Annotated in this window: 24 protein-coding genes; 9 read left to right on the top strand and 15 right to left on the bottom strand. The window is 67.3% G+C overall.

The genetic code is table 11. The annotated features are described in order from the left end of the window. The 8 genes from GGR25_RS10065 to GGR25_RS10030 all read left to right on the top strand — a co-directional run. Positions 1 to 294, top strand: a 294-nt coding sequence (locus GGR25_RS10065) for a GDP-mannose 4,6-dehydratase (RefSeq protein ID WP_183398586.1), incomplete at its 5' end; no start/stop codon positions are given. Positions 295 to 585: 291 nt separating this feature from the next. Then, the gene (locus tag GGR25_RS10060; protein WP_183398585.1) at positions 586 to 1908 is read left to right on the top strand and encodes an alkaline phosphatase family protein; all 1323 of its coding nucleotides are present in this window, start codon (positions 586 to 588) and stop codon (positions 1906 to 1908) included. 95 nt (positions 1909 to 2003) lie between these two features. Beyond that, positions 2004 to 3191, top strand: coding sequence for a glycosyltransferase family 4 protein (locus GGR25_RS10055; protein WP_183398584.1), 1188 nt, complete (start codon positions 2004 to 2006; stop codon positions 3189 to 3191). An 89-nt stretch (positions 3192 to 3280) separates the two neighbouring features. Further along, positions 3281 to 4237 (top strand): glycosyltransferase family 2 protein, encoded by a 957-nt coding sequence (locus tag GGR25_RS10050; RefSeq protein ID WP_183398583.1) that lies wholly within the window; start codon positions 3281 to 3283, stop codon positions 4235 to 4237. Positions 4238 to 4281: 44 nt separating this feature from the next. After that, complete coding sequence (locus GGR25_RS10045; protein WP_183398582.1) at positions 4282 to 5448, top strand: glycosyltransferase; 1167 nt, start codon at positions 4282 to 4284, stop codon at positions 5446 to 5448. Then, positions 5445 to 6041 (top strand): LbetaH domain-containing protein, encoded by a 597-nt coding sequence (locus tag GGR25_RS10040; protein WP_183398581.1) that lies wholly within the window; start codon positions 5445 to 5447, stop codon positions 6039 to 6041. Before GGR25_RS10045 ends, GGR25_RS10040 begins: the two co-directional genes overlap by 4 nt. A gap of 36 nt (positions 6042 to 6077) precedes the next feature. Next, the gene (locus GGR25_RS10035; RefSeq protein ID WP_183398580.1) at positions 6078 to 7043 is read left to right on the top strand and encodes an NAD-dependent epimerase/dehydratase family protein; all 966 of its coding nucleotides are present in this window, start codon (positions 6078 to 6080) and stop codon (positions 7041 to 7043) included. A 26-nt stretch (positions 7044 to 7069) separates the two neighbouring features. Beyond that, positions 7070 to 7867 (top strand): GDSL-type esterase/lipase family protein, encoded by a 798-nt coding sequence (locus tag GGR25_RS10030; RefSeq protein ID WP_183398579.1) that lies wholly within the window; start codon positions 7070 to 7072, stop codon positions 7865 to 7867. Between the two features lie 12 nt (positions 7868 to 7879). On the opposite strand, the gene GGR25_RS10025 is transcribed toward GGR25_RS10030, so the two are convergent. The 14 genes from GGR25_RS10025 to GGR25_RS09960 form a co-directional block, all read right to left on the bottom strand. After that, positions 7880 to 8527: an exopolysaccharide biosynthesis protein gene (locus tag GGR25_RS10025; protein WP_183398578.1), complete on the bottom strand. Its 648-nt coding sequence runs from the start codon at positions 8525 to 8527 to the stop codon at positions 7880 to 7882. A gap of 105 nt (positions 8528 to 8632) precedes the next feature. Beyond that, positions 8633 to 9169 (bottom strand): DUF2076 domain-containing protein, encoded by a 537-nt coding sequence (locus GGR25_RS10020; RefSeq protein ID WP_246409392.1) that lies wholly within the window; start codon positions 9167 to 9169, stop codon positions 8633 to 8635. Between the two features lie 27 nt (positions 9170 to 9196). Beyond that, positions 9197 to 9922: a Bax inhibitor-1/YccA family protein gene (locus tag GGR25_RS10015; RefSeq protein WP_183398577.1), complete on the bottom strand. Its 726-nt coding sequence runs from the start codon at positions 9920 to 9922 to the stop codon at positions 9197 to 9199. Between the two features lie 32 nt (positions 9923 to 9954). Then, positions 9955 to 10719: an anti-sigma factor family protein gene (locus GGR25_RS10010; protein WP_183398576.1), complete on the bottom strand. Its 765-nt coding sequence runs from the start codon at positions 10717 to 10719 to the stop codon at positions 9955 to 9957. Next, positions 10703 to 11260 carry a sigma-70 family RNA polymerase sigma factor gene (locus tag GGR25_RS10005; protein ID WP_183398575.1) on the bottom strand — a complete coding sequence of 186 codons (558 nt, stop codon included), beginning with the start codon at positions 11258 to 11260 and terminating at the stop codon, positions 10703 to 10705. The genes GGR25_RS10010 and GGR25_RS10005 overlap by 17 nt, the downstream gene beginning before the upstream one ends. 103 nt (positions 11261 to 11363) lie before the next feature. Continuing rightward, positions 11364 to 12647, bottom strand: a complete 1284-nt coding sequence (locus tag GGR25_RS10000; RefSeq protein ID WP_183398574.1) for an ArgE/DapE family deacylase — start codon at positions 12645 to 12647, stop codon at positions 11364 to 11366. A gap of 77 nt (positions 12648 to 12724) precedes the next feature. Then, positions 12725 to 14446: a hydantoinase B/oxoprolinase family protein gene (locus GGR25_RS09995; RefSeq protein ID WP_183398573.1), complete on the bottom strand. Its 1722-nt coding sequence runs from the start codon at positions 14444 to 14446 to the stop codon at positions 12725 to 12727. Further along, a complete protein-coding gene (locus GGR25_RS09990; protein ID WP_183398572.1) occupies positions 14446 to 16470 on the bottom strand; it encodes a hydantoinase/oxoprolinase family protein in 2025 nt (674 codons plus the stop codon). Before GGR25_RS09990 ends, GGR25_RS09995 begins: the two co-directional genes overlap by 1 nt. A 14-nt stretch (positions 16471 to 16484) precedes the next feature. After that, positions 16485 to 17531, bottom strand: coding sequence for an Ldh family oxidoreductase (locus GGR25_RS09985; protein WP_183398571.1), 1047 nt, complete (start codon positions 17529 to 17531; stop codon positions 16485 to 16487). 2 nt (positions 17532 to 17533) lie between these two features. Further along, positions 17534 to 18349, bottom strand: a complete 816-nt coding sequence (locus tag GGR25_RS09980) for an ABC transporter ATP-binding protein (RefSeq protein WP_183398570.1) — start codon at positions 18347 to 18349, stop codon at positions 17534 to 17536. After that, the gene (locus GGR25_RS09975) at positions 18346 to 19233 is read right to left on the bottom strand and encodes an ABC transporter ATP-binding protein (protein ID WP_183398569.1); all 888 of its coding nucleotides are present in this window, start codon (positions 19231 to 19233) and stop codon (positions 18346 to 18348) included. Before GGR25_RS09975 ends, GGR25_RS09980 begins: the two co-directional genes overlap by 4 nt. 2 nt (positions 19234 to 19235) lie before the next feature. Further along, positions 19236 to 20108 carry an ABC transporter permease gene (locus GGR25_RS09970; RefSeq protein ID WP_183398568.1) on the bottom strand — a complete coding sequence of 291 codons (873 nt, stop codon included), beginning with the start codon at positions 20106 to 20108 and terminating at the stop codon, positions 19236 to 19238. A gap of 3 nt (positions 20109 to 20111) precedes the next feature. Further along, positions 20112 to 21134 carry an ABC transporter permease gene (locus GGR25_RS09965; RefSeq protein WP_210299867.1) on the bottom strand — a complete coding sequence of 341 codons (1023 nt, stop codon included), beginning with the start codon at positions 21132 to 21134 and terminating at the stop codon, positions 20112 to 20114. A gap of 74 nt (positions 21135 to 21208) precedes the next feature. Then, complete coding sequence (locus tag GGR25_RS09960) at positions 21209 to 22810, bottom strand: ABC transporter substrate-binding protein (protein WP_183398567.1); 1602 nt, start codon at positions 22808 to 22810, stop codon at positions 21209 to 21211. A gap of 424 nt (positions 22811 to 23234) precedes the next feature. On the opposite strand from GGR25_RS09960, the gene GGR25_RS09955 reads away from it, so the two are divergent. After that, positions 23235 to 23870, top strand: coding sequence for a helix-turn-helix domain-containing protein (locus tag GGR25_RS09955; RefSeq protein WP_183398566.1), 636 nt, complete (start codon positions 23235 to 23237; stop codon positions 23868 to 23870). Here the strand turns inward: GGR25_RS09955 and GGR25_RS09950 are convergent, their stop codons facing one another. Then, positions 23871 to 24776 carry a LysR substrate-binding domain-containing protein gene (locus GGR25_RS09950; protein WP_183398565.1) on the bottom strand — a complete coding sequence of 302 codons (906 nt, stop codon included), beginning with the start codon at positions 24774 to 24776 and terminating at the stop codon, positions 23871 to 23873. It lies immediately after the preceding gene. Between the last annotated feature and the right edge of the window lie 2 nt (positions 24777 to 24778).

Raw genomic sequence — 24778 nt, 5'->3', positions numbered from 1 at the left:
CACACGGTGCGCTCCTTCGTCGAGAAGGCGTTCGCGGAAGTCGGCACGACGCTCGAATGGAAGGGCGTCGGCGTCGAGGAGAAGGGCGTCTGCACGAAGACGGGCAAGGTTCTGGTCGAGATCGACCCGCGCTATTTCCGCCCGACCGAGGTGGACCTTCTGATCGGCGACCCGGCCAAGGCGCACGCCAAGCTCGGCTGGAAGCACGAGACCGGCATCGACGGCCTCGTCAAGGACATGATGGCCGCCGATCTCCTCATCATGGCCAACGCCCCGGTCCTGCATAATGCGTAACGGCGCGATCCCCCGCTCACCCTGCCCCAACGGAGCCACCGGCTTCGCAGCGAGGCGGTGCCGCGGCGGGATTGCGCACCAACCCCACGACATGGCGGAGGCGCGAGCCGCCATGTTCCCGACGCGCCCCCTCGCGCCCGGTCGCCGCGCCGGACTTACGCGGCGGGATGAACGAATGAAATCCGCCCGATTCCGATCGCCCCACAAGATCGAGGTCCAGCCACTGTTTCGAAATGCTCATCTCGTTTGACGCATTGATAAAGTGATCTGATCAAGACACGAGGCCATCCGATGAACGCTGGAAACCAGTCCGTAATTTCGCTGGAGCTCAATGAAGTCAATTTCGATTTCATCAAGCTCTACATCGCGAAGGGCGAGCTTCCCAACTTCGCGAAGCTGCTCGAAAACTACACGCTCTTCGAAACGATTTCGGAGAAGCACTATCCCTATCTGGAGCCGTGGATCCAGTGGCCGACCGTCTATAGCGGCAAGAGCTACTCCGAGCACCAGATCTTCCGCCTCGGCGACGTCGTCGAGACCGACTACCCGCAGATCTGGGAAGCGCTGGAAGAGCGCAAGCTGCGCGTCGCGGCGATCTCGCCCATGAACGCGGCCAATCGCTGCGAGAGCGCGGCCTTCTTCGTTCCCGATCCCTGGACGGTCACCGATGTGACCGGCGACCGCCAGCTCAAGCAGCTCTACGAGCTGGTGCGCTTCATCGTGAACAACAATTCCTCGTCCAAGTTCTCGGTGTCGGTCCTCTCGCGCTTCCTGCTTGCCTTCGTGAAGACGCTGCGCCCGCAGTCGATCCCGCAATATATGCAGATCTTCAAGCTCGCGTCCAAGTACAAGTGGGCACGCGCCATGGTCCTGGATCGCCTCCTCGCCGACATCTTCATCGAAGCCTGGAAGAAGACGCGACCGGACTACGGCTCGATCTTCCTCAATGCCGGCGCGCATATCCAGCACCACCATATGTATGAATGCGCGGCCTATAGCGGCCAGGAATCGAACCCCGAGTGGTACAGCAAGGCCGGCAAGGACGGGGTCGACCCGGTCCTCTCTGTCTACAAGCTCTACGACCAGATCATCGCGGAGCTGCAGCGCCTGCCGCACACGCGCTTCATGATCACGACCGGCCTCAGCCAGACGCCGAATCCCAAGCGCGTGTTCCAGTATCGCTTCGTCCAGCATGAGAGCGTGCTGCGGCGGCTCGGCGTCGAGGACGCACATGTGGTGCCACGCATGTCGCGCGACTTCCTCGTCGAGTTCCCGAACGCGGAAGCGGCGGCCAAGGGCGCCGAGCGCATGCGCCAGGTCTATTGCGCCGGCGCGCCGATGTTCGAGGTCGAGGATCGCGGCGACAGCCTGTTCTGCAAGATCTGCTATTTCGGTGAGCGCGAAGCGTTCACCACGGCGACCGTCGGCAACCAGACCGTCGACCTCTCCAATGACGTGGTGCTCGTCTCGATCGAGAACGGCATCCACCAGTCGATCGGCTACCACGTCGACACCGGCTTCAAGAAGCAGAAGGGCGAGGATCGGCGCCAGATCCCGCTCACCTCGCTCTACGGCAAGACCCTCGAGGTCTTCGCCGTCGAAGAGGCCGCCTGAGCCATCGCCGCCGGCCCCCGCGAGGCGGCTGGCGACAGAACGAGGAGCCGGCTCCGCCCGCGGCGCCGGCTCATAGATCTGCCGAGGACTTCTTCTTGCGCATCATCGTGCACGACTATTCCGGTCACCTCTTCCCCGCGCAGCTCTCGCGCGCCCTGGCTCGGGAAGGACACGAGGTGTGTCACGTGTTTTCGGCGAGCTTCCAGACGCCCAAGGGCAATCTGGTCCGCCGCGACGACGATCCGGCCACGTTCCGCATCCGCCCGGTGCGCCTCGAAAAGCCCTTCGCCAAGGACAGCCTGTTCCGCCGCCGCGCGCAGGAGATCGAGACCGGCCAGCGGGTCGCCGAGATCGTGGCCGAGGAAAAGCCGGACGTCGTGATTTCGACCAGCGCCTCGCTCGACAGCCAGCGCATCATCCAGCGCCAGGCCAAGGCGAGCGGCGCGAAATTCGTGTGCTGGCTGCAGGACATCAACAGCGTCGCCATCGAGCGCGTCGTGAGCCAGAAGCTCGGCCCGATCGGCAAGCTCATCGGCCGCCACTATCACAAGATGGAATACGGCATCCTCGAGCGGTCGGACCACATCATCCCGATCACCGAGGATTTCGTCCCGATCCTGGTCGAGAACGGCATCGAGACGTCGCGCGTCTCCGTCGTCGAGAACTGGGCGCCGCTGGACGAGATCGTGCCGGTCGCGCGCGACAATGACTGGTCGCGCGAGAACATGCCCCATCCGGGCCTGCGGATCGTCTATTCCGGCACGCTCGGCTACAAGCACAACCCGCAACTGCTGATCGACGTCGCCCGCGCCGTCGATGGCCATGTCTATGTGTTTTCGGAAGGCGGCGCCGCGAGCGCCCTCGCCAGCCAGGCAGCCGAGCTCGGCGTCGCGAACCTTTCCGTGCATCCCTGGGTCCCGGCCGAGCGTCTCTCCGAGATGTTCTCCGCCGCCGACGTCTTCATCGCCATGATCGAGGAAGATGCGGGCATCTTCTCCGTTCCCTCCAAGGTGCTCGGCTATCTCTGCGCCGGCAAGCCGATCGCCGCGGCGATCCCGGAGAAGAACCTCGCCCGGCGCATCATCGAGCGCGAACAGGCCGGCGTCGTCGTCAATCCGGGCAGCGGCGCCTCGCTGGTCAAGGCCGTGAAGCCGCTCCTCGCCGATCAGGACATCCGCGTGCGCATGGGCCGGAACGGCCGCAACTATGCGCTCAAGACGTTCGACATCGGGCCGATCACGCAGAAATTCGAGGCCATTCTTGCGGATGTAAGGAAGGCCTGAACCGATGAGCTGCCAGGATCGTCCGACCGAAGACCATATCCGACCGGCGCCGTGCCGGCGGACGGCGCTTTGACATTCAGGGTACGACAATGCCGCACGTATCGATCGTCATCCGCAGCTACAACGAGGCCGAACATATCGGCAAGCTGATGCGCGGCATCGCCTCGCAGGGCTTCAGCGATCACGAGGTGATCCTGGTCGATTCCGGCTCCACCGACGAGACGGTCGCGATCGCCGAGGCGCATGGCGCGCGCATCGTGCATATCGAGAAGTCCGAATTCTCCTTCGGCCGCGCGCTCAATATCGGCTGCGCCGCGGCCAAGGGCGAAATCCTCCTGTTCGCCAGCGCCCATGTCTATCCGCTCCGCACCGACTGGCTGGAGCACATGGTCGCCCCGTTCGCCCGCGACGGGGTCGAGCTCGTCTATGGCCGGCAGGTCGGCAATGACGTCACCAAGTTCTCCGAGCACCAGGTGTTCGAATCCTGGTTCCCGGCGCGCTCGGTGCCGCGCCAGGCCGGCTATTTCTGCAACAACGCCAATTGCGCGATCCGCCGCTCTTCCTGGGAGAACCGGCGCTATGACGAGACGCTGACGGGCCTCGAGGATCTCGCCTGGGCGAAGCTCGCCCAGCAGCAGGGCGGCCAGATCGCCTATGTCGCCGATGCCGTGATCGCCCATGTGCATGATGAGAGCTGGGGCCGGGTGCGCAACCGCTACCGGCGCGAGGCGATCGCGCTGAAGCGGATCGAGCCGAGCATTCGCGTCGGCTTCCTCGATTTCCTGCGCCTGACGACGAGCAATGTCGCCGCGGACCTGCGCAGTGCGCGCGCCAGGCGTCAGCTGAAGCAGGAATGGGCGTCGATCCTGCTGTTCCGCTTCAACCAGTTCTACGGCACGTGGCGGGGCCACGCCGACAGCGCGCCGATCGACAGCGCGCTGCGCGAGCGCTTCTACTACCCGGCCGCAGAACCCCAGCACCACCATCCCCATGCGCATAAGGATGGCTCGGTCGCGGCCCTCGAGCGGAGCATCCAGTACGACTGAGACCGGCGCGTGCCGGTAACCGTACTCTGTCCGATCATGAGCCGATGAAGATCCTGAACCTCATTCCTTCGGTCGACCCCCGCCATGGCGGGCCGGTGGAGGCGCTCCGCATTGCGGCCGAGGAGCTCGGTCCGGCAGGACATGTCGTCGAAGCTTTGAGCCATGATCATCCCGGCGCCGAGCACGTCGCGCGCTTTCCGGTCAAGACGCATGCGAACGGCCCGGGCATGCTGCGCGGACGCCTCGTCCCGGAGTTCGCGCGCTGGCTCAAGGCGCATGGCCGCGAATATGACGTCGCCGTCGTGCATGGCCTGTGGACCTTCGCCGCCTATGGCGGCCATGGCACGCTGCGCGAGATCGGGCTGCCCTATGTCGTGTTCTCGCACGGCATGATGGACCCCTGGTTCAACAAGGCCTTCCCGGTCAAGAACCTCGCCAAGCAGGCTTTCTGGATGACCATTCAGGGCCCGGTCCTGCGCGACGCCGCCTTCGTGCTGTTCACCTGCGAGGAGGAGCGGCGCCTCGCGCGGCTGGCGTTCCGGCACAATGGCTATCGCGAGCGCGTGGTCGCCTTCGGCTCGGCGGATGCGCCCGATCGCCCGGCAGCGCAGCACGCGGCCTTCCGCGCGGCCCTGCCGCAGCTCGATGGCCGCCGCTTCCTGCTGTTCCTCAGCCGCATCCATCCGAAGAAGGGCTGTGACCTGCTCATCGAGGCCTTCGCGTCGGTCGCCTCGTCCGCCCCCGATCTCGATCTGGTCATCGCCGGGCCGGATCAGGTCGGCTGGCAGGCGAAGCTTCAGGCGCTGGCCGCCGAACGCGGCCTCACCGGACGAGTTCATTTCCCCGGCATGCTGGCCGGCGACGCCAAATGGGGTGCGTTCCGCGGCGCCGAGGCTTTCGTGCTGCCGTCGCATCAGGAGAATTTCGGCATCGTCGTCGCGGAGGCCATGGCCTGCGGCACGCCGGTGCTGATCTCCGACAAGGTCAATATCTGGCGCGAGATCGAAGCGAGCGGCGGCGGCCTGGTGGAGGACGATACCGTCGCCGGGACGAGAGCGTTGCTCGCGACCTTCCTCGCGCTGACGCCCGATGCGCGGCGGGCGATGGGTGCGAAGGCCCGCCTCGGCTATGAGCGCCATTTCGGGACCGTCGCTGCCGCGCGCGATCTCATTGACACTCTCAACGACGCCATCGCGGCGGGGGCCAGATGACGGATCCGAACGAACCTGTCCGGGCCGAAGGCGTGCTCGACGCGCGGGCCAGCAGCGCGGTCAAGGGCGGGGCGTATTTCTCGCTCAAGCATCGGCTGTTCCGCGCGGTCTGGAACGTCGTCTGGCTGCTGCTCGCTTCCTGGACGCCGCCGCCGCTGCATGGCTGGCGCGCCTTCCTGCTGCGCCTCTTCGGCGCCAAGATCGGCAAGCGCACGCGCATCTATGGCAGCGCGCGGATCTGGTATCCGCCGAACCTCGAAATGGGCGACTACTCCGTCCTCGGCTGGAAGGTGAACTGCTACAGCCAGGGCAAGGTGATCCTCGAGGATTACGCCAATGTCGCGCAATACGTCCATCTGGTGACGGGCACGCACGACATCGACGATCCGAGCTTCCAACTCTACACCAAGCCGATCCGGATCTGCCGCTATGCCTGGCTCGCCTCCGACTGTTTCGTCGGTCCGGGCGTGACGGTGCATGAGGGCGCGGTGCTCGGCGGGCGGGCGGTGGCGTTCAAGGATCTCGAGCCCTGGACCGTCTATGTCGGCAATCCGGCGCGCGCGATCCGCAAGCGGGCTCCGTTCGAGCTCTGATCTCAACAATCGACGGACAGAAGGAACGGCCGGGCCATGGGCGAGAAGATCCTCATTACGGGCGGATCGGGCTTCATCGGTTCGGAGGTCGTCGCCATCGCGCTCGCCCGCGGCGACGAGGTCCTCAATCTCGACATCAACCCGCCGCGCGACACGGCGCAGGCGCCCTTCTGGCGCCAGATCGACGTGCGTGACCGCGATGCCGTCATGGGCGCGATCACGGCGTTTACGCCGGACCGGCTGCTGCATCTCGCCAGCGACATCGACATCACCATTCAGAACCTCGCGGAATTCCGCACGACGATCGGCGGCACGGCCAATGTGCTGGCGGCCGCCGCGCAGCTGCCGCAGCTGAAGCGCTTCGTGCACGTCTCGACCCAGTTCGTGGTCAAGCCGGGCGTCGAGCCGCGCGACGAGCGCTTCCTCGATCCCTACACCGTCTATGGCGAGGCGAAGGCAGAGACGGAGAAGCTGGTCTGGAACGCCAACCTTTCGATGCCCTGGTTCATCCTGCGCCCGGTGATCATCTGGGGGCCGCACCACCCGACCTTCGCGCGCGAGATCTTCCGCCACATGCGCTCGGGCCGCTATCTGCACCCCGTCGACCGCACGCCGATCTCCCGCGCCTTCGGCTATGTCACCAATGTCGCCGACCAGATGATGGCCTTCGCCACCATGGACGCCGCGCAGGCGAAGCGGCACGTCTATTATGTCGGCGACGAATCGATCGACTACGACATGTGGGCCGATGCGTTCTCGGTCGGGCTGACCGGCAAGCGGGCGCGGCGCATTCCGGTCTGGCTGCTGAAGCTGCTCGGCAAGGCCGGCGACATCGCCAAGGCGGCGGGCGTCCGCTCGCCGATCGATTCGGGGCGCGCCTTCCGCATGTCGACGTCGAGCCGGGTGGATCTCGCGCCGACCATCGCGCTGACGGGCACGCCGCCGGTCGCATTCGACGAGGGCGTGAAACGGACGCTGGCCTGGCTGCGCACCGCATCCTGACCGGCGCTGGTGACGGAGAGCTGCCGTTGATATCGAGGATCGGCCGTGCCGTCCGCTCCCTGTGCCGGACCATCGCCCCGGCGCTGCTGCTGGCCGCCGCGATGATGGTTGCGGGCGGATCGGCACGCGCGGAAAACGCCTGCCCGCCGGCGGCGATCGCGGTCGCGACCACGCCCGTGCCCATGCAGTATGTCGCGAAGCTCGAAGCCCATCTCGACAAGATGACGCGGCTCGACCAGAGCGACGCGGAGATCGTGCTGTTCGGCGACAGCCTGGTGGAGGGCTGGCCCGCCGGCATGGCGCCGTTCGACCGCTTCAAGGTGGTCAATCTCGGCATTGGCGGCGACGCGACGCAGAACGCGCTCTGGCGGCTGCAGCAATACCAGCCCAACGCGCTCGCCCCGCGCTACGTCATCATGACGCTCGGCACCAATAATCTCGGCGCCGGCGACCCGCCCTGCGGCATCGCCGAGGGCGTGCGGCGGACGCTCGACGGGCTGCATGCGCTCTGGCCGAGCGCCGAGATCGTCTTCATCGCCATACCGCCGCGCGGCGACTATCTCGATTTCCGCGACGAGGACCGGCGCGCCGCGAACGACGAGATCCAGCGCTCGATCGCCGAGCGGCCCTTCACCAAATACGTCAATGTCGATGCGGTGATCAGCTGCGATTTCGCCGGCAATATCGGCTTCTTCGACCGGCTCGTCGGATGGCTCTTCCCGCCGGCCTGGCGCTGCGGCAATTACCGCGCCGACGCGATCCACTTCAACGCCAATGGCTATGCGACGCTCGGCGCCGTCCTCGGCGGCAAGGCGACGAACTGACGGCGCCGCCGTTCACGCGAACGCGTTGACGATGATGAAGATCGCCGATTTCACCAGCGCGTAGATGACGCCATAGACCAACAGCACCGAGGCCGCGGCCACGATCAGGCCGGCCACGATCCACACGCCGTCGCGCTCGAGCACGCCGAGCGCCAGCACGCAGATGGCGAGCGCCGGCAGCATGTTGCCGAGCGGGATCGGCAGGAACAGGATGACCGCGAGCAGAAAGCAGATCGTGCCGATCGCATATTCGAAGGGCGGACGGCTGATCACGCTGAAGCGGGGTCGCAACAGCCGTTCCGCGCGGGCGAGCCAGGGCGCGGCCCGCTGCATCAGCGCCGCGAAATCGCGCCGCGCGATCGAGCGATTGGCGATGAAGCCGGGAAGCCAGGGCCGGCGGCCGAGAGCCAGCTGCGCGGCGAGGAAGATCAGCGGCGCGCCGAGGACGGTCGAGGTCCCCGGCGGGGTCGGCAGGACATTGGGGATGGCGAAGATCAGCAGCAGCGCGCCGATCGCGCGGTCCTTCATCGCGATGAGCAGATCGGCGATCGAGATCCGGTGACGGCTCTTGTCTTCGGCGATATCGCTCAGCAGCTCAGACAGCCGACGCGGCCTGGCGGGCGCGGCATCCGCCGGGCTCTCTGACTCATCAACAAGCATGCGCTCTCTTCAGTCCGCAGGACGGGCGGCTTCCCGCACCAACCGTGCGTAGCATGAAGCCGGGACGGATGTCATCCGCCCCGACCGATCGGTAACATGTGCAGTTCAGAACTCGTCGTCGCCGCCGAAGAGGCCGTCGAAGAACCCGCCGCCCTCTTCCGCCGCCGGTGCCTCGGCAGGCGGCTCGGGCGCGGCCGGCTCGGCGGCCTCCGCCGTGCCGCTGCTGAACATTCCGGCGACGGCGTTGCCGATCAGCACGCCACCGGCGACGCCCATCGCCGTCTGCGCCGCGCCGGCGAGGAAGCCGTCGCCCCTGCCCGGCTGCATCGGCGGCCCGGGCTGCTCAGCCGGCGCCGCGCGTGGCGGCTGGCCGCCGCCGAACAGGCCGGAGAACAGGCCGCCCGCCGGACGGCTCGAGGCCTGCCGCTCCAGCTCCGCGATGCGGCGCTCGGCCTCCTTCAGCGCGTAGTCCTGCATGACGATGGTCTGCGCCATGAAATAGGGCGCGCCGGGCTGCCGCGCGACCCGCTCGCTGATGAGGGCATCGGCCTCCGCATCGCGCGGACCCGCCTGCCGCTCGACATCGCCGAGGCGGCCGAACAGCCCTTCGATCGCCTGACGGTCCTCATTGGCCAAAGCCATGACGCGACCTCCTTTCGCTTCCCGGTCCTATTCCTGCCTCTGGCCGGTGAGGCTCAGCAGCAGCTGGAACAGGTTGATGAAGTTCAGATAGAGCGACAGCGCGCCCATCACGGCGAGCTTCTGCTGGGTTTCGCCGTCGAAGTGCTCGGCATACTGCTCCTTGAGCGTCTGCGTATCCCAGGCGGTAAGGCCGACGAAGACGACCACGCCGATGATCGAGATGGCGAACTGCAGCGCGCTGGAGCCGAGGAAGATGTTGACGATGCTCGCGATGATCACGCCGATGAGGCCCATGATCAGGAACGAGCCGAAGCGCGAGAGATCCCGCTTCGTCGTATAGCCATAGAGGCTGGTGGCGCCGAACATAGCGGCCGCGATGAAGAAGGTGCGGGCGATGCTGGTCCCGGTGAAGACCAGGAAGATGGACGCCATGGAGAGGCCCATCACGGCGCAGAACGCCCAGAACATCATCTGCGCGCCGGACGCCGACATGCGCTCGATGCGGAAGGAGAAGAACAGCACGAAGGCGAGCGGCGCCAGCATCACGACCCATTTCAGCGGGGTCGAAAAGATCGGCACATAGAGCGCCGGCGTCGTGCCGACCAGGAAGGCGACGATGCCGGTGAGCACCAGGCCGAGGCCCATATAATTGTAGATGCGCAGCATGTGCTTGCGCAGGCCCTCGTCGAAGAGGGCGCCGCTCGCGCGCGCGCCGGCACCCTGCCAGCGAAATCCGGTGTTCGGGGTATTCATCCGTTGCTCTCCCTCATAAGGCATTCATTCGTTCAGTGCAGCGATCCGGCGAGCCGTTCCGCGGCCTTGCCGAGATCGTCGGTCGTGCTCGCGGCGACCAGCGCATAGGCGACATCGCCCATCTGCCAGTAGGCCGCGTTGAGATCGCCATCGTGGACCAGCGTCGCCGGCACGACGTCGAAGCGCCCCGGCCGCGCAGCGAAGAGCGAGACGGTGCCGAGGCCGCCGCTGCGGATCGCCATCTCGACGCTCGGCCCATAGGTGGCCGGGAAGATCTGCGCATCGGCGACCTTCCAGTCCTCCGGCAGGGTGGGAATGCTGATCGCCGTCGCGGCACGGATCTCCGCGGGGTCGAAGGCGGCGGACGCCGTCTGCGAGTGCATGCCGGCGCGCAGCAGCGCCGTGCGATGCGCCCGCAGCGCGTCGGCGACATAGTCCGGCGTCGCGGCCGAGGCGGCGACGCCGATCGGGCCGAGACCGGCATGGGCGATCCAGCCGAGACCGACCAGAACGGCGGCGGCCGCGACGCGGCGGAAACGGCGGAACAGGCGGTCCCGCGCGAGGCCGCGCTCCAGACGCCGCGCCGCATCCGCGGTGCCGATGCGCACGATGCGCGGCATCTCGGCGAGCGCCAGGCGCAGTTCGTCGCGGATGCGCAGATCGGCCATCATGCGCATCGCCGCTTCCGGATTGCCCGAGAGATAGGCCTCGACCTCGATCCGCCGCGCGGGCGGCAGCTGGTCCTCGACATAGGCTTCGAGATCGAACTCGGCGACCGCGTCAGGGCGATGTTCCATCGGACCCTCCCACCAGCTTCAGACTGGGCTTGGCGTCGGCGGCAACGCGCTTCGGCACATTTTCTTCCAGCGCCCGGAGCGCGGCGCGCGCCCGCCCGAGGCGCGACATCAGCGTTCCGATCGGGATGTCGAGCGCATCCGCCGCCTCGGCGAATGTCAGCCCCTCGATGGCGACGAGATGCAGTGCGGCGCGCTGCTCGTCCGGCAGCATCATGAAGGCCCGCCGCACCTGTGCGAGGCGCACGTGATGATCCTGCACCGGCTCGATATGCGGATATTGGAGTTCCGCAGCACGCTCGATGCGGGTCGATTCCGCGCGGCGGGCGCGCTCCCGATCGATGAAGGCGTTATGAAGGATCGACAGCAACCACGGGCCGAGCCCTCGTCCCTCTTGAAAGGTCGAGCGGCGCTCATAGGCCCTGAGCAGGGCGTCCTGGACGAGGTCCTCGCTCTCCGTGTCGCTGCGCGTCAGGGAGCGCGCATAGCGGCGGAGCGAGGCCAGATGCCCGATGACGTCGAAACGGCGGTTCTGCGCGACCATGACCCTTATACGGAGCCGGTCGCGTTCCTAATCCCGCGCGAACCACGAAATTTGCCGACGCGACCCGTCCCTCGTCCAGAGATGGGAACGCGGCGGCGGGATTTCAGGCGGAAATCGGCCGCACGCCGCACCACTCCGCGATGAAGAGCGCAATCGCCTTGGTCGTCTCGCGCATGCTGGCGAGGTCCGTCCGCTCGCTCGCCGAATGGCTGCCCGAACCGCAGGGCCCGTAACAGAGCGTCGGAATGCCGTAATAGAGATCGTATTGCCGCGTATCCGAGGTCGCGGTCATGCTGAAGCTCTCGAGCGCCGTGCCGAAGACGGCCTCATGCGCGCGCGCCAGCACCGCCTCGGCGTCCGTGCCGGGATGGAAGACATGGCCCTCGGCCTGGAAGCCGATCCAGGTGACCGCCGGTGACTTGTCCGCGCCGAGGCGCTCGGCCGTCGCCGCGACCGTATCCAGCACCCATTGCCGGACATCGGGCAGCGGATCGCCGGGCAGCACGCTCAACCGGCATTCGATCTCGCACCAGGCCGGCACCGAGCCGAGCCAATCACCGCCACGGATCTTGCCGCAGGAGAATTTGACCGGGTTCTCGATATGGCCGAACCAGGGATGCGTTTTGGCGCGCTCATTGATGCGCGCGGTGAGCTGCATCAGGTCGCCGATATAGTCATAGGCGGCGAGGATCGCGCTCGCGCCGGCCTGCGCCTGCAGGACATGCACGGGCTTGCCGAGGATACGGACGCGGAACCAGACGGAGCCGAGTTCGGCGCGCAGCAGACGGTTGTCCATCGATTCCGGGATGAGGCAGGCATCGGCGCGATAGCCGCGCTCCAGCGTCGCGAGCGCGCCATTGCCGGTGCACTCTTCCTCGCACACCGTTTCGACGAAGAGATCGGCCGCGGGCTCGAGGCCCATGTCGCGCAACGCGTCCAGCGCGAAGACCATGGTCGCCACGCCGACCTTCATGTCGTTGGCGCCGCGGCCATACATGAAGCCGTCCTCGATCTTCGGGACGAAGGGTGGATGGGACCACTGCTCTTCGGGGCCGGCCGGCACCACGTCGATATGGCCCTGCAGGATCAGGCTGCGACCCTTGGGCTCGCCGGCGCGCCAGCTTGCAACCACCTGGACGGCCTTGGTGTAGTCGACATCGACGATCGCGGACGCGCCCGGCTTGCCCTCGATGGGCACCTCGGAAATCGTGAATTTGTCCACGTCGCCGCCGCGCGCCGCGAATTCGGCGGCGAGCCAGTCCTGGCACGGCCCCTCATTGCCGCGCGTACTCGGGAAGGAGACGAGGCTGGCGAGCCAGTCGATCTGCTTCTGCCAATTGGCATCGACGGCCGCGGCAATCGCGTCCTTGAGGGCGTGGGTCGTCATGGACGCATCTCGATCCTGTTCGCATCAATGCGAGGAGTTCGCCGGCGCGTCGATCAAGACGATGCGCCGGCACTGCACTATTCGAAGGCGTGCGGATAGTTCGCGCGGGCGAACGCTTCCGAGATGTAGCCGGCCTTCAGGTCGCTCTCGACGGCCTCCTTGGTCCGCTCGGCCGGCGGGCCGTAGCCGCCGCCACCGCCCGTCGACAGTTCGAGCACGGCGTCCTTCGGCACGAGGAAGCGCGTCGTCTTGGGGATCGACACGAAATGTCCGTTCGGGAAGCGCACGCCGGCGCCGTTCGGCCGCGCCGTGCCACCGCCGACGAGGCCCCAGGGCGCGTTCTTGGTCCGCTCCACCGCCGTGGTGATGTAGGTGTCCTCGGTCATGCGGAAGTGGAAGTCGATGCCGGGGCCGCCGCGCCACGTGCCGGGGCCGCAGGAATCCTGCGCCAGCGCCATCTTGTCCATGATCCAGGGGTTCTTCGATTCCCAGACCTCGATCGGCGAGAAGCGCGTCGCGGATTCGGAGATGTGCAGCATGGTGCCGCCATCGCCGCCGTTCCAGGCGCCCTGCCCGGTCGGATGCGGCGAGCCGTCCGCCCAGGGCTCGCCCGTCGCCTGCCGCGTCCCCCAATAGACGACCGACGCGATGCAGCCGCCGCTCTGCGCGGGCACGGCGGTCGGCAGCGCCTTGGCGATCGCGTTGTAGATCACCTCGATCGCCTGCAGCGCCGGCCAGCCATAGAGGAAGCACGGCGCCGGCGGCAGCGGATGGAACATGGTTCCCGGGCGGGTCAGCACCTCGACGGGCCGGAAATGCCCCTCATGCGGCGCCTCGCCATAGCCGGCCAGCATGCTGATCGCGACGCGGCTTGCCGAGATGGTGGAGGGAACCGGGCAGTTGACGGGACCGGCCTGCGTCTCGGGGACATGGGTGAAATCGAGGCGCACATTGGAGCCCTCGATCTCGACCGCGACCTCGAACGGGATCGGATCGTCGGTGATGCCGTTCGAATCCATCTCGCCGCGGCCGACATAGCGCCCGTCCGGGATGGCCTCGAAATAGGACCGCACGACGCGCTCGCCGTGGTCGAACATCGCTTCGACGGCATGGCTGAAAGCCTCGCGGCCGAAGCGGCGCACTACCTCCTGGAAGCTCGTGGCGCCGACGCGGCAGCCGACCACCTGCGCATTGAGATCGCCGGCAACGAATTTCGGCACGCGGCTATTGGCGACGACCATGCGGTAGATGTCGTCGTTCAGCTCGCCGCGCTTGTAGATCTTCACGCCCGGATAGATCGTGCCTTCCTGGAACACGTCGACCGTATCGGTGCAGTAGGGATCCTTGCCGGCGATATCGAGCCAATGGCCCTTGATCGCCGTATAGCCGATCAGTTCGCCGTCCTCGAGGAAGACGGGATTGACCACGGCGAGGTCCTGCGGGTGCGAGCCCGTGCCATAGGGCCAGTTGTACATGATCATGTCGCCGGGGAAGACATTCGCCTCCCCGCCGACATTCTTCACCGCCTCCTCGACGCAGAAATTCAGCGTGCCCATGAACATGGGCAGGCTCGGCGCCTGGGCGAGCAGGCGCATCTGCGGATCGTAGATCGCGACCGCGAAATCGAGCACCTCATAGATGACCGGCGAAAAGGCCGTGCGCACCAGCGCGCGCTTCATCTGGTTGGCGGCCGAGTTGAGCGCGTGGCGCACCACCTCGGTGGTGATCGGATCGGCCTTGGCGGCATCGCCCGAACGCGCGACGCCGGCACGGTGAAGGACAGGGGTCCGGTCGAGCATCACTTCGCCTCCGCGCGGATCAGGTTGAGCTCGCCCTTGGCGCCGGTCTCGGCGGTCCAATGGGCGTCGAGATAGAGCGTTGCCGTGCTCTCGGTGACGATGGCGGGCCCGACGAGCGGCTTGGTGATCGCCGCGCGCGGCACGACGCGGAACGGCATGCGCCGCCCCTCCTCGAAGGAATAGGCGTCGAAGATCTCGTCGCCCGCGACGGCGTCGGCGGCCTTGAACACCTGTTCGCGGCGCGGCAGCGGCGCCCGCACCGTGGCGCGGATCGAGACGATCTCCACCACCTCGCTCATCGTGCCGCCGAAGGTGCGCAGATATTCGGCCGCGAAGGCGGCGCCGGCCTCGTCCGCGGTCCAGGCGATCGCATCGCCGGCGAGCGGGGTGTCGATCGAGAGCCAGTGCTCCTGGCCCTTGTAGCGCAGATCCAGCCGCGCGCTCCTGACCGTGCCGTGCTCCAGATGGTCGCCGCGGGCCGCGACCTCGGCGAAGAGGTCGGCGAGGATGCCATTGGCGACGGCGAGGTTGGCGTCGCCCAGATCCATGATGCGGGTGCGCGCCGAGGACTGGACCATGTCGGCGCCGAGCAGCCCCCAGGCCGAGAAGTTTCCGGCGAGCGGCGGCACGACGATGCGGTTCATCTTGAGCTCGTCGGCGAGCAGCGTCGCCATCAGCGGGCCGGCGCCGCCGAAGGGCAACAGCACCATGGCGCGCGGATCGAGCCCCTGCTCGACCGAGACCTCGCGCATCGCATTCGCCATGGACGAAGCGGCGATGCGGAGAATGCCGATCGCGGTCGTCTCGACATCCTGCCGGATGGCGGCCGCCACCGGCTCGATGGCGGCCTTCGCCTTGGCGAAATCGAGATTGATGCCCGAGGCGAGCTTGCCCGGCCCGAGCATGCCGAGAAAGGCCGCGGCGTCGGTCATGGCCGGCTCGGTGCCGCCCTTGCCATAGCAGGCCGGTCCCGGCGCGGCACCGGCGCTGCGCGGGCCGACGCGCATCAACCCGCCGACGTCGATGTGGGCGATCGAGCCCCCGCCCGAACCGATCGAGCGCACATCGACCCAGGGCGTCTGGATCGGCATATTGTCGATCACGCCCTCATAGAGCACCTGCGGCTGGCCATTGAGAATGAGCGCCGTATCGAAGCTCGTGCCGCCGACATCGGCGGTGACGAGGCCCTCGATGCCGAGCTGCGTCGCGATCTCGCTCGCGCCCTGCGCACCGGCGACGGGGCCGGACATGATCGTCTCGAACGGCCGTTCCTCCGCCTCCGCGAAGGTCATGGAGCCGCTGCCCGAGCGCGTGATCAGCGAGGTGCCGCGGAAGCCGAGTTCGCGCAGCCGCCCGTCCAGGCGTTTCAGATAGTTGGACATGCGCGCCCGCACGAAGGCGTCGATCACCGTGGTCGAGGTGCGCTCATATTCGCGGTATTCGCCCGAGATCTTGTGCGAGAGCGAGATACCGCCCGCGAAGCCGCCGGCCCGCAGCAGCTTCTCGACGGCCAGTTCATGCGCCGGATTGGCATAGGCATTGATCAGGCAGACCGCGATCGAATCGACGCCCTCGGCCTGGAGCGCGGCGAGCGCCGGGGCGACCGAGGCCTCGTCGAGCGGCCGGTAGACGCTGCCGTCCGCCTTGACCCGCTCGGACACTTCGAGACGCAGATGCCGCGGCACCAGCGGCTCGGGCTGGCGCCAGAAGAGGTTGTACATCTCGGCCCGATCGCCGCGGCGGATCTCCAGCACGTCGCGGAAGCCGGCGGTGGTGATGAGCCCGACCTTGGCGCCGCGCCGCTCCAGGAGCGCGTTGAGGCCGACCGTCGTGCCATGCAGGAAGAATTCGGCCTTCTCGATGACGGCGCGCGGCACATGCCCGCTCACCGCGGCCACGACGCCCTCTTCGGGCGCATGCGGCACGGTCGGCACCTTGCCTTCGACGGTCTCGCCGGTCTCGTCGTCGTAGTAGACGAGGTCGGTGAAGGTGCCGCCGATATCGACGCCAATCCGGGTGGCCATCGCTTCCTCCTGCTTCAGTCGGTTGGAGCGCCCGCGAGGGCGCTGAGTTCTTTGAGAAGGGCCGGCGCGATCGGAATGCCGATCTCGGCGGCGCGGCGGCGTAGTGCGTAGCGCCGATCGCCCGGCAGCCGTTCCTGGCCGGCATCGGCGATGCGGCCGACCAGCGTCTCGACGCGGTCGACGAAGCTGCGCCCCGCCCCCGCATCGGGATCGATCACGATGAGCAATTGCCCTGTCTTCGGCGTTTCCGCGCCGGGATGGGCCGACCAGTCGACCTCAAAGGAGAACTGGCCGCCCGTCAGCGCGGCGGCGAGGATCTCGACCATCATGGCGAGCGCCGCGCCCTTATAGCCGCCGAAGGGCAGCAGCGCGCCGCCATCGAGGATCGCCTTCGGGTCGGTGGTCGGCGCGCCGGTCCGGTCGACGCCGGAGCCGGGCGGCAGGCTGCGGCCCTCGCGCGCGGCGATGCGCACATCGCCATTGGCCAGCGCGCTCGCCGCCTGGTCGAAGACGATGGGATCGCCGCCGGCGCGCGGCGCGGCGAAGGCGATCGGATTGGTGCCATAGACAGGCTTCGAGCCACCGATCGGCACGACGCAGGCGAACGAATTGACGAAGGAGAGCGCCACGAAGCCCTGCCGCGCGAACGGCTCGACATCCGGCCAGAGCGCGCCGAAGTGATGCGACTGGCGGACGGCGAGCAGCGCGATGCCGCAGGCTTTCACCTTTTCGAGCAGCAGCGGCGTGCCGGCGGCGAGCGCGGGCTGCGCGAAGCCGTTGCGCGCATCGACGCGCACGAAGGCGGCCGCCACATCCTCGACGACGGGCTCCGCCTTGCCGTCGACCCAGCCGCTGGCGAGCGTCGAGAGATAGCCCGGCACGCGGAAAAGCCCGTGGCTCTTCGAGCCGTCGCGCTCCGCCGAGGCGCAATTGCGCGCCAGGATGGCGGCGACGCCGGGCGCAGTGCCGGCCTTGACGAAGATCGCTTCGAGCAGCGCGACGAGATCGTCGAAGGCGATATGCGCAATCGCTTCGCGCGACGAATTGGATGGGGATGTCATGGTCATGTTCCGGCGGCTTCCGATCCGGCGCGGATCGCGTCGCGAAGCTTCGCCTCTTCGGGCGTCACGACCGGCACCGCACCGATGAGCTGGCGGGTATAGGCGGTCTTGGGATCGGAGAATATGGCCTCGACCGGGCCGGTCTCGACCAGGCGGCCTTTCTGGAACACGCTGACCCGCGTCGCGATGGCGCGCACCACGGCGAGGTCATGCGTGATGAAGATATAGGTCAGGCCATGCGCGACGCGCAGGCGATGCAGGAGTTGCAGCACGCGCGCCTGCACCAGCACGTCGAGCGCCGAGGTCGGCTCGTCCAGCACGATCAGTTCCGGCTCGCAGGCGAGCGCGCGGGCGATCGCGATGCGCTGGCGCTGGCCGCCGGAGAGGCCGCGCGGCGAGCGGCGTGCCATCTCGCCGTCGAGCCCGACCTCCTCCAGCAGCGCGGCGACACGCCCGGCCCGCTCGCGCGAAGGGCCGATCTCATGCACGTCGAGCGGCAGGCGCACGCTGGCGCCCACGCTGCGGCGCGGATTGAGGGCGGAGAGCGGGTTCTGCTGCACGAGCTGGATCGCGCGCTTCTGCTGCCGCGAGCGGAGGCCCGGCAGCTTCACGCCGTTGAAGCGCACCTCGCCCTCGGTCGGCTGCATCAGGCCGAGCACGAGATTGGCGATCGTCGTCTTGCCGGAGCCGCTTTCGCCGACGATGGCGTGGCACTCGCCCCGCTCGAAGGCGAGCGAGACATCCGCCAGCGCGACGACGCTGTGCCCATCGGCCTCGAAGGTCTTGCCCAGCCGGTCGAGTTCCAGGATCGGCGTCATGCGCGCGCCTCCACCGGCTCGCCGCAGCCTTCATGAACGATGAGCGGACTCTCGAATTCGGGGCTGCGCTCCGGCAAATCGGGCAGGCCGCCGCCGGAGATTTTCGGGATCGCGGCGAGAAGCGCGCGCGTATAGGGATGGCGCGGCTCCGCGAACAGCTGCGCCGTGGTGCCGTGCTCGACGATACGGCCGCGATAGATGACATAGACGCGGTCGGAGAATTCGCGGACCACGCCAAGATTGTGCGAGATGAGCAGCACCGCCGTCCCCCGCTTCTCCGTCAGGTCGCTCATGAGGCCGAGGGTCTGCGCCTGCACCGTCACGTCGAGCGCGGTGCCCGGCTCGTCGGCGATCAGTAGCGCCGGCCGGTTGGCGAGCGCCATGGCGATCATCACGCGCTGGTTCATGCCGCCCGAGAGCTGGAACGCATAGGAATCGAGCGCGCGTTTCGGATCGGGGATCGAGACCTCGGCGAGCGCCGCCTCCGCCCGGCGATCCGCCTCGGCCGCCGAAATGCCTCGGTCGCCCGAGCGCAGCACGTCGCGGAACTGGCCGCGGATGCGGAAGGTCGGGTTCAGCGCCGAGGTCGGATCCTGGAAGATCATGGCGACGCGGTTGCCGCGCCGGCGCGCGATGTCCCGACCGCCGGAAATTGCCTCGATGCCGTCGAAGCGGATCGAGCCGGTCGCATGAACGCGCGGGCTTTCCTGCAGCAGCCCCATGGCGAGACGCGCGGTCACGGACTTACCGGAGCCGCTCTCGCCGACGAGCGCCACCTTCTCGCCGGCCCGCACATGCAGCGAGATGCCATGCAGGACCGGATGGCCGCGACGTCCGCCAAAGGCGAGACGGAGATCACGAATGGTGAGGACGGGTTCGCTCATGGTCAGCCCTCCGCCTCGAACGCTTCGCGGAGGCCATCGCCGACCAGGTTGAAGCCGAGCACGACGAGCAGGATCGCGATCGCCGGCCAGAGCGACAGCCACCAGGCGTCCGGCATGTATTTGGCGCCCTCAGCCACCATCGAGCCGAGATCCGGCGTCGGCGGCTGCACGCCGAGGCCGAGGAAGGAGAGCGAGGAGGCCATCAGGATGACGAAGCCGACATCGAGCGTCATCTTGGTCAGGATCGAGGGCCAGCAGTTCGGCAGGATCTCGCGGAAGAGGATATGCGCCGTCGACGCGCCGACCGTCTCGGCCGCCAGCACATAGCCTTCGGAGGCCTCGGCGCGGGTGACATTGTAGATGAGGCGCGCATACCAGGGCCACCACATGGCGGTGATCGCCAGCATGCCGTTCAGCAGCGTCGGCTCCAGGAAGCCCATGATCGCCATGGCGAGGACGAGCGGCGGCACGGCGAGGAAGACGTCCGTGATGCGCATCAGCACATATTCGGTCCAGCCGCCGCGATAGCCGGCGACGAGCCCGACGATGACGCCTATCGGCGTCGCGATCGCCAGCACCACGACTGCCATGATCAGGGAGAGGCGGTAGCCGTAGATGATGCGGGTGAAGAGATCGCGCCCCATCGTATCGGTGCCGAGCATATAGGGCGAGGCGGGCGCGGCGCTCATCGCCGCAAAATCGCCGATCGGCCCGACATGCTCCGGGAATGGCGTCACATAGTCCGCGGCGAGCGCCAGCAGCACGATCGCCACGACGATGACGAGCCCCGCCACGGAAAGCGGATTGCCGAAGAAGGCGGCGACGGCGCGGGAGCCGCCGCGCTTCGCGATGACCGGAGAGCCGGGTTCGGACATGCCTCAGCCCCTCCCCGCCGCAAGGCGGATGCGCGGATTGATGATCGAGACGAGGATGTCCACGACGATGTTCATGATCAGGAAGGCCGCCGCGATGATGAGGACGGTGCCGACGATCGCGTCGAGATCCTTGCGGATGATCACGTCGACGCCATAGCGGGAGATGCCGGGCCAGCCGAACACCTTCTCGACCAGGAAGGCGTTGCCGAGCATGGCCGCGAATTCGAGGCCGAGGATGGTGAGCGTCGGGATGAAGGCGGGGCGGAAGGCATAGCGCGTCGCGATGCGCAGAGGGCGGAAGCCATAGGCCCGCGCCATCTCGATATAGGGCCGGTCATAGACCTCGATCATGTTGGACCGGGTGAGGCGCGCGGTCTGTCCGAGCCCCGCCATGGCGAGCGCGACGGCCGGCAGGATCAGGTGATGCAGCGCGTCGAAGAAGGCGGGGACGTTGCCGGCCAGAAGCGTGTCGACGAGGAAGAAGCCGGTGACGTCCGGCGGGACCGGCGTCGATTCGAGCAGGCGGCCCTCGATCGGGAAGACCGGCCAGAAATAGCCGAAGAAGAGCTGCAGGATGACGCCCCAGACGAAGGCGGGCGTGCAGACGCCGATGAGCGCTATGAGGCGGCCGACATGATCCGGCAGGCGGCCGCGGAAATGCGCCGACAGGATGCCGATCGGCAGGCCGATCAGCACCATAATGATGGCCGACACGATGACGAGTTCCAGCGTCGCCGGCAGGAACTGCGCGATATCGGTCGTGACCGGCCGGTTGGTATAAAGCGACTTGCCGAGATCGCCGCGCGACAGCGCCTTGACGAATTCCCAATACTGGATAGGCAGCGGCGCATCGAGATGGCGCTCCGCGCGCAGCGCCGCCACCTGCGCAGCGCTGGCATTGGGGCCGAGCGCGATACGGGCCGGATCGCCCGGCATGACCCGCGCGATCGCGAAGATCAGCATCGAGATGCCGACCATGACGATGAGGGCGGCGCCGAGCCGCCGGAGGGCGGATTTCCAGATCATAGCCGATACTCCTGCGCGCGCCGCAGTCTCATCCGGGTATCCCGGCGGCCGAGGCCGCCGGGATGGGGCTCTGCCTATTCGGCGATGGAGATGTCGCGGAACACGAGGTTGAAATTGTCGAGCGTCTGCTTCGACTTGTCCTCGAGCTTCGGCACGCCGACCGGGTCGCGCACCACCATCACGCCGGTGAATTCATAGGCGTTGATGGCCGGCGCCAGATCGCGGAGCGTCTTGTTGAGCTCCTTGTAGATCGCCTCGCGCTTGGCCGGATCGGTCTCGGTGCGACCGGCCTCGAGCAGTTCGTCGACCTTGGCGTCCTTGAGATGCTCTGCGGACATCCAGGTCGGCGGGACCTTGGACGAATACATGTTGTAGAGCAGCGAATCCGGATCCGGCGTCACCGCGGCGACGGCGATCTCGACCGCATGCGGGGCCGTGTCGGGCTTGGTCACCTGCTCGGAGACGAGCGCCCAGGGCGTCTTGATGACCTTCACCGGGAAGCCGAGCTTGGAGAACTGCGCCTGCATCAGAAGCGCGATGCGCTCGCGGGCCGGCACCTCGGCGATCCAGGCGATGTCGATCGGGCTGGTCTTCGGATCATATTTGCACTTGGCGAGCTCTTCCTTCGCCTTGTCCATGTCCTGCTTGTAGTCCGGCAGGTCCTTGTCATAGCCGAGGAGGCCGCTCGGCAGCGGGCCCTTCATCGGGATGCCCTGCGCGTATTTGTCGTTGACCTTCAGGATCTTGAGCGTGGTCTCATAGTCGAACGCATAGGTCAGCGCGAGGCGGCAGTGCACGTCGTCAAGCGGGGCGCGGGCGGTGTTGAGCTTGATATATTCGCCCGTCGCGCCGCCGGCCTCGGTCACCAGCTTGATGCCCTTCTCGCCCGCCAGCGCACGGATGACTTCGGGCGGCAGCCACAGGTCCGAAATGTCATGCTCGCCGCGCGACATCAGCGCGCGAATGGTCGGCGCCTCGATGCCGTAGCGATAACGCACCTTGTCCGGCGCGTTCTCGGCGAAGCCGAGGAAATAGTCCGGGAACTTGACCATGACGGTCTCGGATTGCGGGTTCTGGCTCTCGACCTTGTAGGCGCCGGAGCCGGCGTCGTGCGACGACATCCAGGCCTCGGCATAATCGCCGAACTCGCCATATTTGCCTTCGGCCTTGTTGGCGAGGACGGTCTTGGAATCGACGATCGGCAGGCGGACCAGCGCAGCCAGGAACGGCGCATAGGGCTCGGTCAGCGTGAACTTGACGGTGGTCGGATCGACCGCCTCCACCTTCTCGACGCGGCCGGCGAAGAGGCTGGAGAAGCCCTGCCCCATCGCGATCATGCGGTTCAGCGAGAAGACGACGTCATCGGCGGTGAGCGGGTTGCCGGAATGGAACTTCACGCCGTCCTTCAGCTTGAAGGTCCAGGTCTTGCCGTCGGTGGTCCACTCGGTGGCGAGCAGCGGCTCGACGCCGGGGCCGCCGGCCTTCGGGTAGACCAGCGTGTCATAGATGTTCACGGCCAGAACGGTGTCGGCGTAGTCCGTCACCTTCGACGGGTCGATCTCGCCGATCGGCGATTCATCGAGACGCAGCACGCGCTCGGCGAATGACGGCGTGGCCAGGAAGGCGGGCAAAGCCAGCATCGCGACCGAGGCCAGCACCTTTGTACTGAGTTTCATCGCTAGTCCCCTCATCATTGATTGGAAGCCTTGCCAGATGTCCGCACCGGCGCGGCCCGAGGGGCCGCCGGCGAGCCTCTGCCCGCTTCTAGGCCTCAACCATAGCGAGGAAACAAATTTCGTATAGGCTATTCTTTCCGCATCGCCGCTTCACGCTTGCGCAAAATGACATTCTCTGTCGGCTTCGCATATTGGTTGCGCAAGGCGCCACGGCGTATATCGCGTTCGGAATCGCTATATATTTCTGGAGGTTGCCCGAATTGCGCTGATCGGACCGAGCTCGGCGACCGCGCATTTCGCGGCTGGAATCTGTGCACAAATTGTCGACGGAAATTTCGCGGGACGCCTGCGGAGCGCGCGCAGCCTGCTTTGCCAACGCGCAGGAAATCCTGTAGTTGAAAATTGTTTCCGATAGGAACTGTGCATGTCCCCCTCGACCAAGCCGCTTCGCAAGCCCAAGGCCGGCGACGCCGAAGCCGCAGCCCAGCGCAACGATTCCATCGCGCAGATCCTCCGCCGCCGGCGCCGCGATGCCGGCCTGACGCTGCAGGAACTGGGCGAGCGCTGCGCCCTCGCCGCTTCGACGCTGTCGAAGATCGAGAACGGCCAGATGTCACCGACCTACGACACGATCCTGCGCGTCGCGAGCGGGCTCGGTCTCGACATGGCGGAGCTCTTCACCGGCACCTCGTCCAACGACGTCACGGGCCGCCGCACCGTCACGCGGCGCGGCCAGGGCGTGATCCGCGGCACGGCGCAATATTCCTACGAGATGCTGGCCGCCGAGCTGTCGGGCAAGCAGTTCATCCCGCTCCTCACCACGATCAAGGCGCATACGATCGAGGATTTCCCGAGCCTCGTGCAGCATGTCGGCGAGGAATTCTTCTACGTCCTCTCGGGCAAGGTGACGCTCTACACCGAGCATTACGCGCCGACCGAGCTCGAGGCCGGGGACAGCTGCTATTTCGACAGCACCATGGGCCATGCCTGCGTGTCGTCCGGGGACCAGGACGCGCAGATCCTGTGGATCTGTTCGCGCATCGTCGCCCCGCTGATCTAGCTAGCCCACCCGTCCCCGCTCGGCGAGGAAGTCGAGCAGCGCTCGGACGCGGACCGGCAGGGGCCCGCCCTGGCCGATATAGACGGCGTGGAAGGCCTCGCGGTCGCCCGGGTTGAGATCCTCCAGCACCGGCACGAGGCGGCCCGCCGCCACATCCGCGCGCACCGTGAAGGCCGCGAGCCGCGCCAGCCCGCCGCCGCCGATCGCGATATGCCGCAGCGCCTCGCCATCGCTGGCCCGCACGCGTCCCGCCGCCGGCACGACGACGGTGTCTCCTGCCCTCCCGAGCGGCCAGCCGTCGACGGTGCGGACATAGCTGAAGCCGAGCCTGTTGTGGCGCTCGAGGTCCTCGATCGTCCGCGGCGTGCCCAGGCGTTCGAGATAGGCCGGCGCGCCGACGATGACCATCGCGGTCTCGCCGAGCTTGCGAGCGACGAGGCTCGAACTCTTCATCGGCCCCGCCCGGACGGCGACGTCGGTCCGCTCGGCGAGCAGGTCGACGATCACATCCGTCAGCATGAGGTCGATCGACACGCCGGGATAGGCGCCGAGGAATTCGGCGAGGATGGGCGATAGAATGTGCGTCGCATAGGAGGCGCTGGTGTTGAGGCGGATGCGCCCGACCGGCTGCTCGCCCGCCGCGGCGCCGCGCTCGGCATCCTCGATATCCGCCAGGATGCGCGCGGCCCGCTCATAGAAGGCCGAGCCCTCCGGCGTGAGGCGGAAGGCGCGTGTCGAGCGGTTGACGAGCCGTGTGCCGAGCCGCGCCTCCAGGCGCGCCACCAGCTTGCTCACCGCCGATGGCGTCATATGGCAGGCGCGCGCGGCGGCCGAGAAGCCGCCTTGCTCGACGACACAGACGAACACCTGCATCTCCCCCGAACGGTTGATCTCGCTGCGCGGCACTG

It is taken from the genome of Kaistia hirudinis (genome assembly GCF_014196455.1).
Lineage (GTDB): Bacteria > Pseudomonadota > Alphaproteobacteria > Rhizobiales > Kaistiaceae > Kaistia > Kaistia hirudinis.
Note: the sequence above shows the minus strand (reverse complement) of the source record. Positions and strands in the feature narration are given on the sequence as shown.

Excerpts from the sequence above, each read along its gene's own strand:
- GGR25_RS10035 (WP_183398580.1), top strand. The coding sequence starts at position 6,078 with ATGGGCGAGAAGATCCTCATTACGGGCGGATCGGGCTTCATCGGTTCG.
- GGR25_RS10025 (WP_183398578.1), bottom strand. The coding sequence starts at position 8,527 with ATGCTTGTTGATGAGTCAGAGAGCCCGGCGGATGCCGCGCCCGCCAGG.
- GGR25_RS09985 (WP_183398571.1), bottom strand. The coding sequence starts at position 17,531 with ATGACATCCCCATCCAATTCGTCGCGCGAAGCGATTGCGCATATCGCC.
- GGR25_RS10015 (WP_183398577.1), bottom strand. The coding sequence starts at position 9,922 with ATGAATACCCCGAACACCGGATTTCGCTGGCAGGGTGCCGGCGCGCGC.
- GGR25_RS10010 (WP_183398576.1), bottom strand. The coding sequence starts at position 10,719 with ATGGAACATCGCCCTGACGCGGTCGCCGAGTTCGATCTCGAAGCCTAT.
- GGR25_RS10050 (WP_183398583.1), top strand. The coding sequence starts at position 3,281 with ATGCCGCACGTATCGATCGTCATCCGCAGCTACAACGAGGCCGAACAT.
- GGR25_RS10005 (WP_183398575.1), bottom strand. The coding sequence starts at position 11,260 with ATGGTCGCGCAGAACCGCCGTTTCGACGTCATCGGGCATCTGGCCTCG.
- GGR25_RS09960 (WP_183398567.1), bottom strand. The coding sequence starts at position 22,810 with ATGAAACTCAGTACAAAGGTGCTGGCCTCGGTCGCGATGCTGGCTTTG.
- GGR25_RS10045 (WP_183398582.1), top strand. The coding sequence starts at position 4,282 with ATGAAGATCCTGAACCTCATTCCTTCGGTCGACCCCCGCCATGGCGGG.
- GGR25_RS09980 (WP_183398570.1), bottom strand. The coding sequence starts at position 18,349 with ATGACGCCGATCCTGGAACTCGACCGGCTGGGCAAGACCTTCGAGGCC.
- GGR25_RS09965 (WP_210299867.1), bottom strand. The coding sequence starts at position 21,134 with ATGATCTGGAAATCCGCCCTCCGGCGGCTCGGCGCCGCCCTCATCGTC.
- GGR25_RS10000 (WP_183398574.1), bottom strand. The coding sequence starts at position 12,647 with ATGACGACCCACGCCCTCAAGGACGCGATTGCCGCGGCCGTCGATGCC.
- GGR25_RS09995 (WP_183398573.1), bottom strand. The coding sequence starts at position 14,446 with ATGCTCGACCGGACCCCTGTCCTTCACCGTGCCGGCGTCGCGCGTTCG.
- GGR25_RS10020 (WP_246409392.1), bottom strand. The coding sequence starts at position 9,169 with ATGGCTTTGGCCAATGAGGACCGTCAGGCGATCGAAGGGCTGTTCGGC.
- GGR25_RS10040 (WP_183398581.1), top strand. The coding sequence starts at position 5,445 with ATGACGGATCCGAACGAACCTGTCCGGGCCGAAGGCGTGCTCGACGCG.
- GGR25_RS09970 (WP_183398568.1), bottom strand. The coding sequence starts at position 20,108 with ATGTCCGAACCCGGCTCTCCGGTCATCGCGAAGCGCGGCGGCTCCCGC.
- GGR25_RS09975 (WP_183398569.1), bottom strand. The coding sequence starts at position 19,233 with ATGAGCGAACCCGTCCTCACCATTCGTGATCTCCGTCTCGCCTTTGGC.
- GGR25_RS09990 (WP_183398572.1), bottom strand. The coding sequence starts at position 16,470 with ATGGCCACCCGGATTGGCGTCGATATCGGCGGCACCTTCACCGACCTC.
- GGR25_RS10060 (WP_183398585.1), top strand. The coding sequence starts at position 586 with ATGAACGCTGGAAACCAGTCCGTAATTTCGCTGGAGCTCAATGAAGTC.
- GGR25_RS09955 (WP_183398566.1), top strand. The coding sequence starts at position 23,235 with ATGTCCCCCTCGACCAAGCCGCTTCGCAAGCCCAAGGCCGGCGACGCC.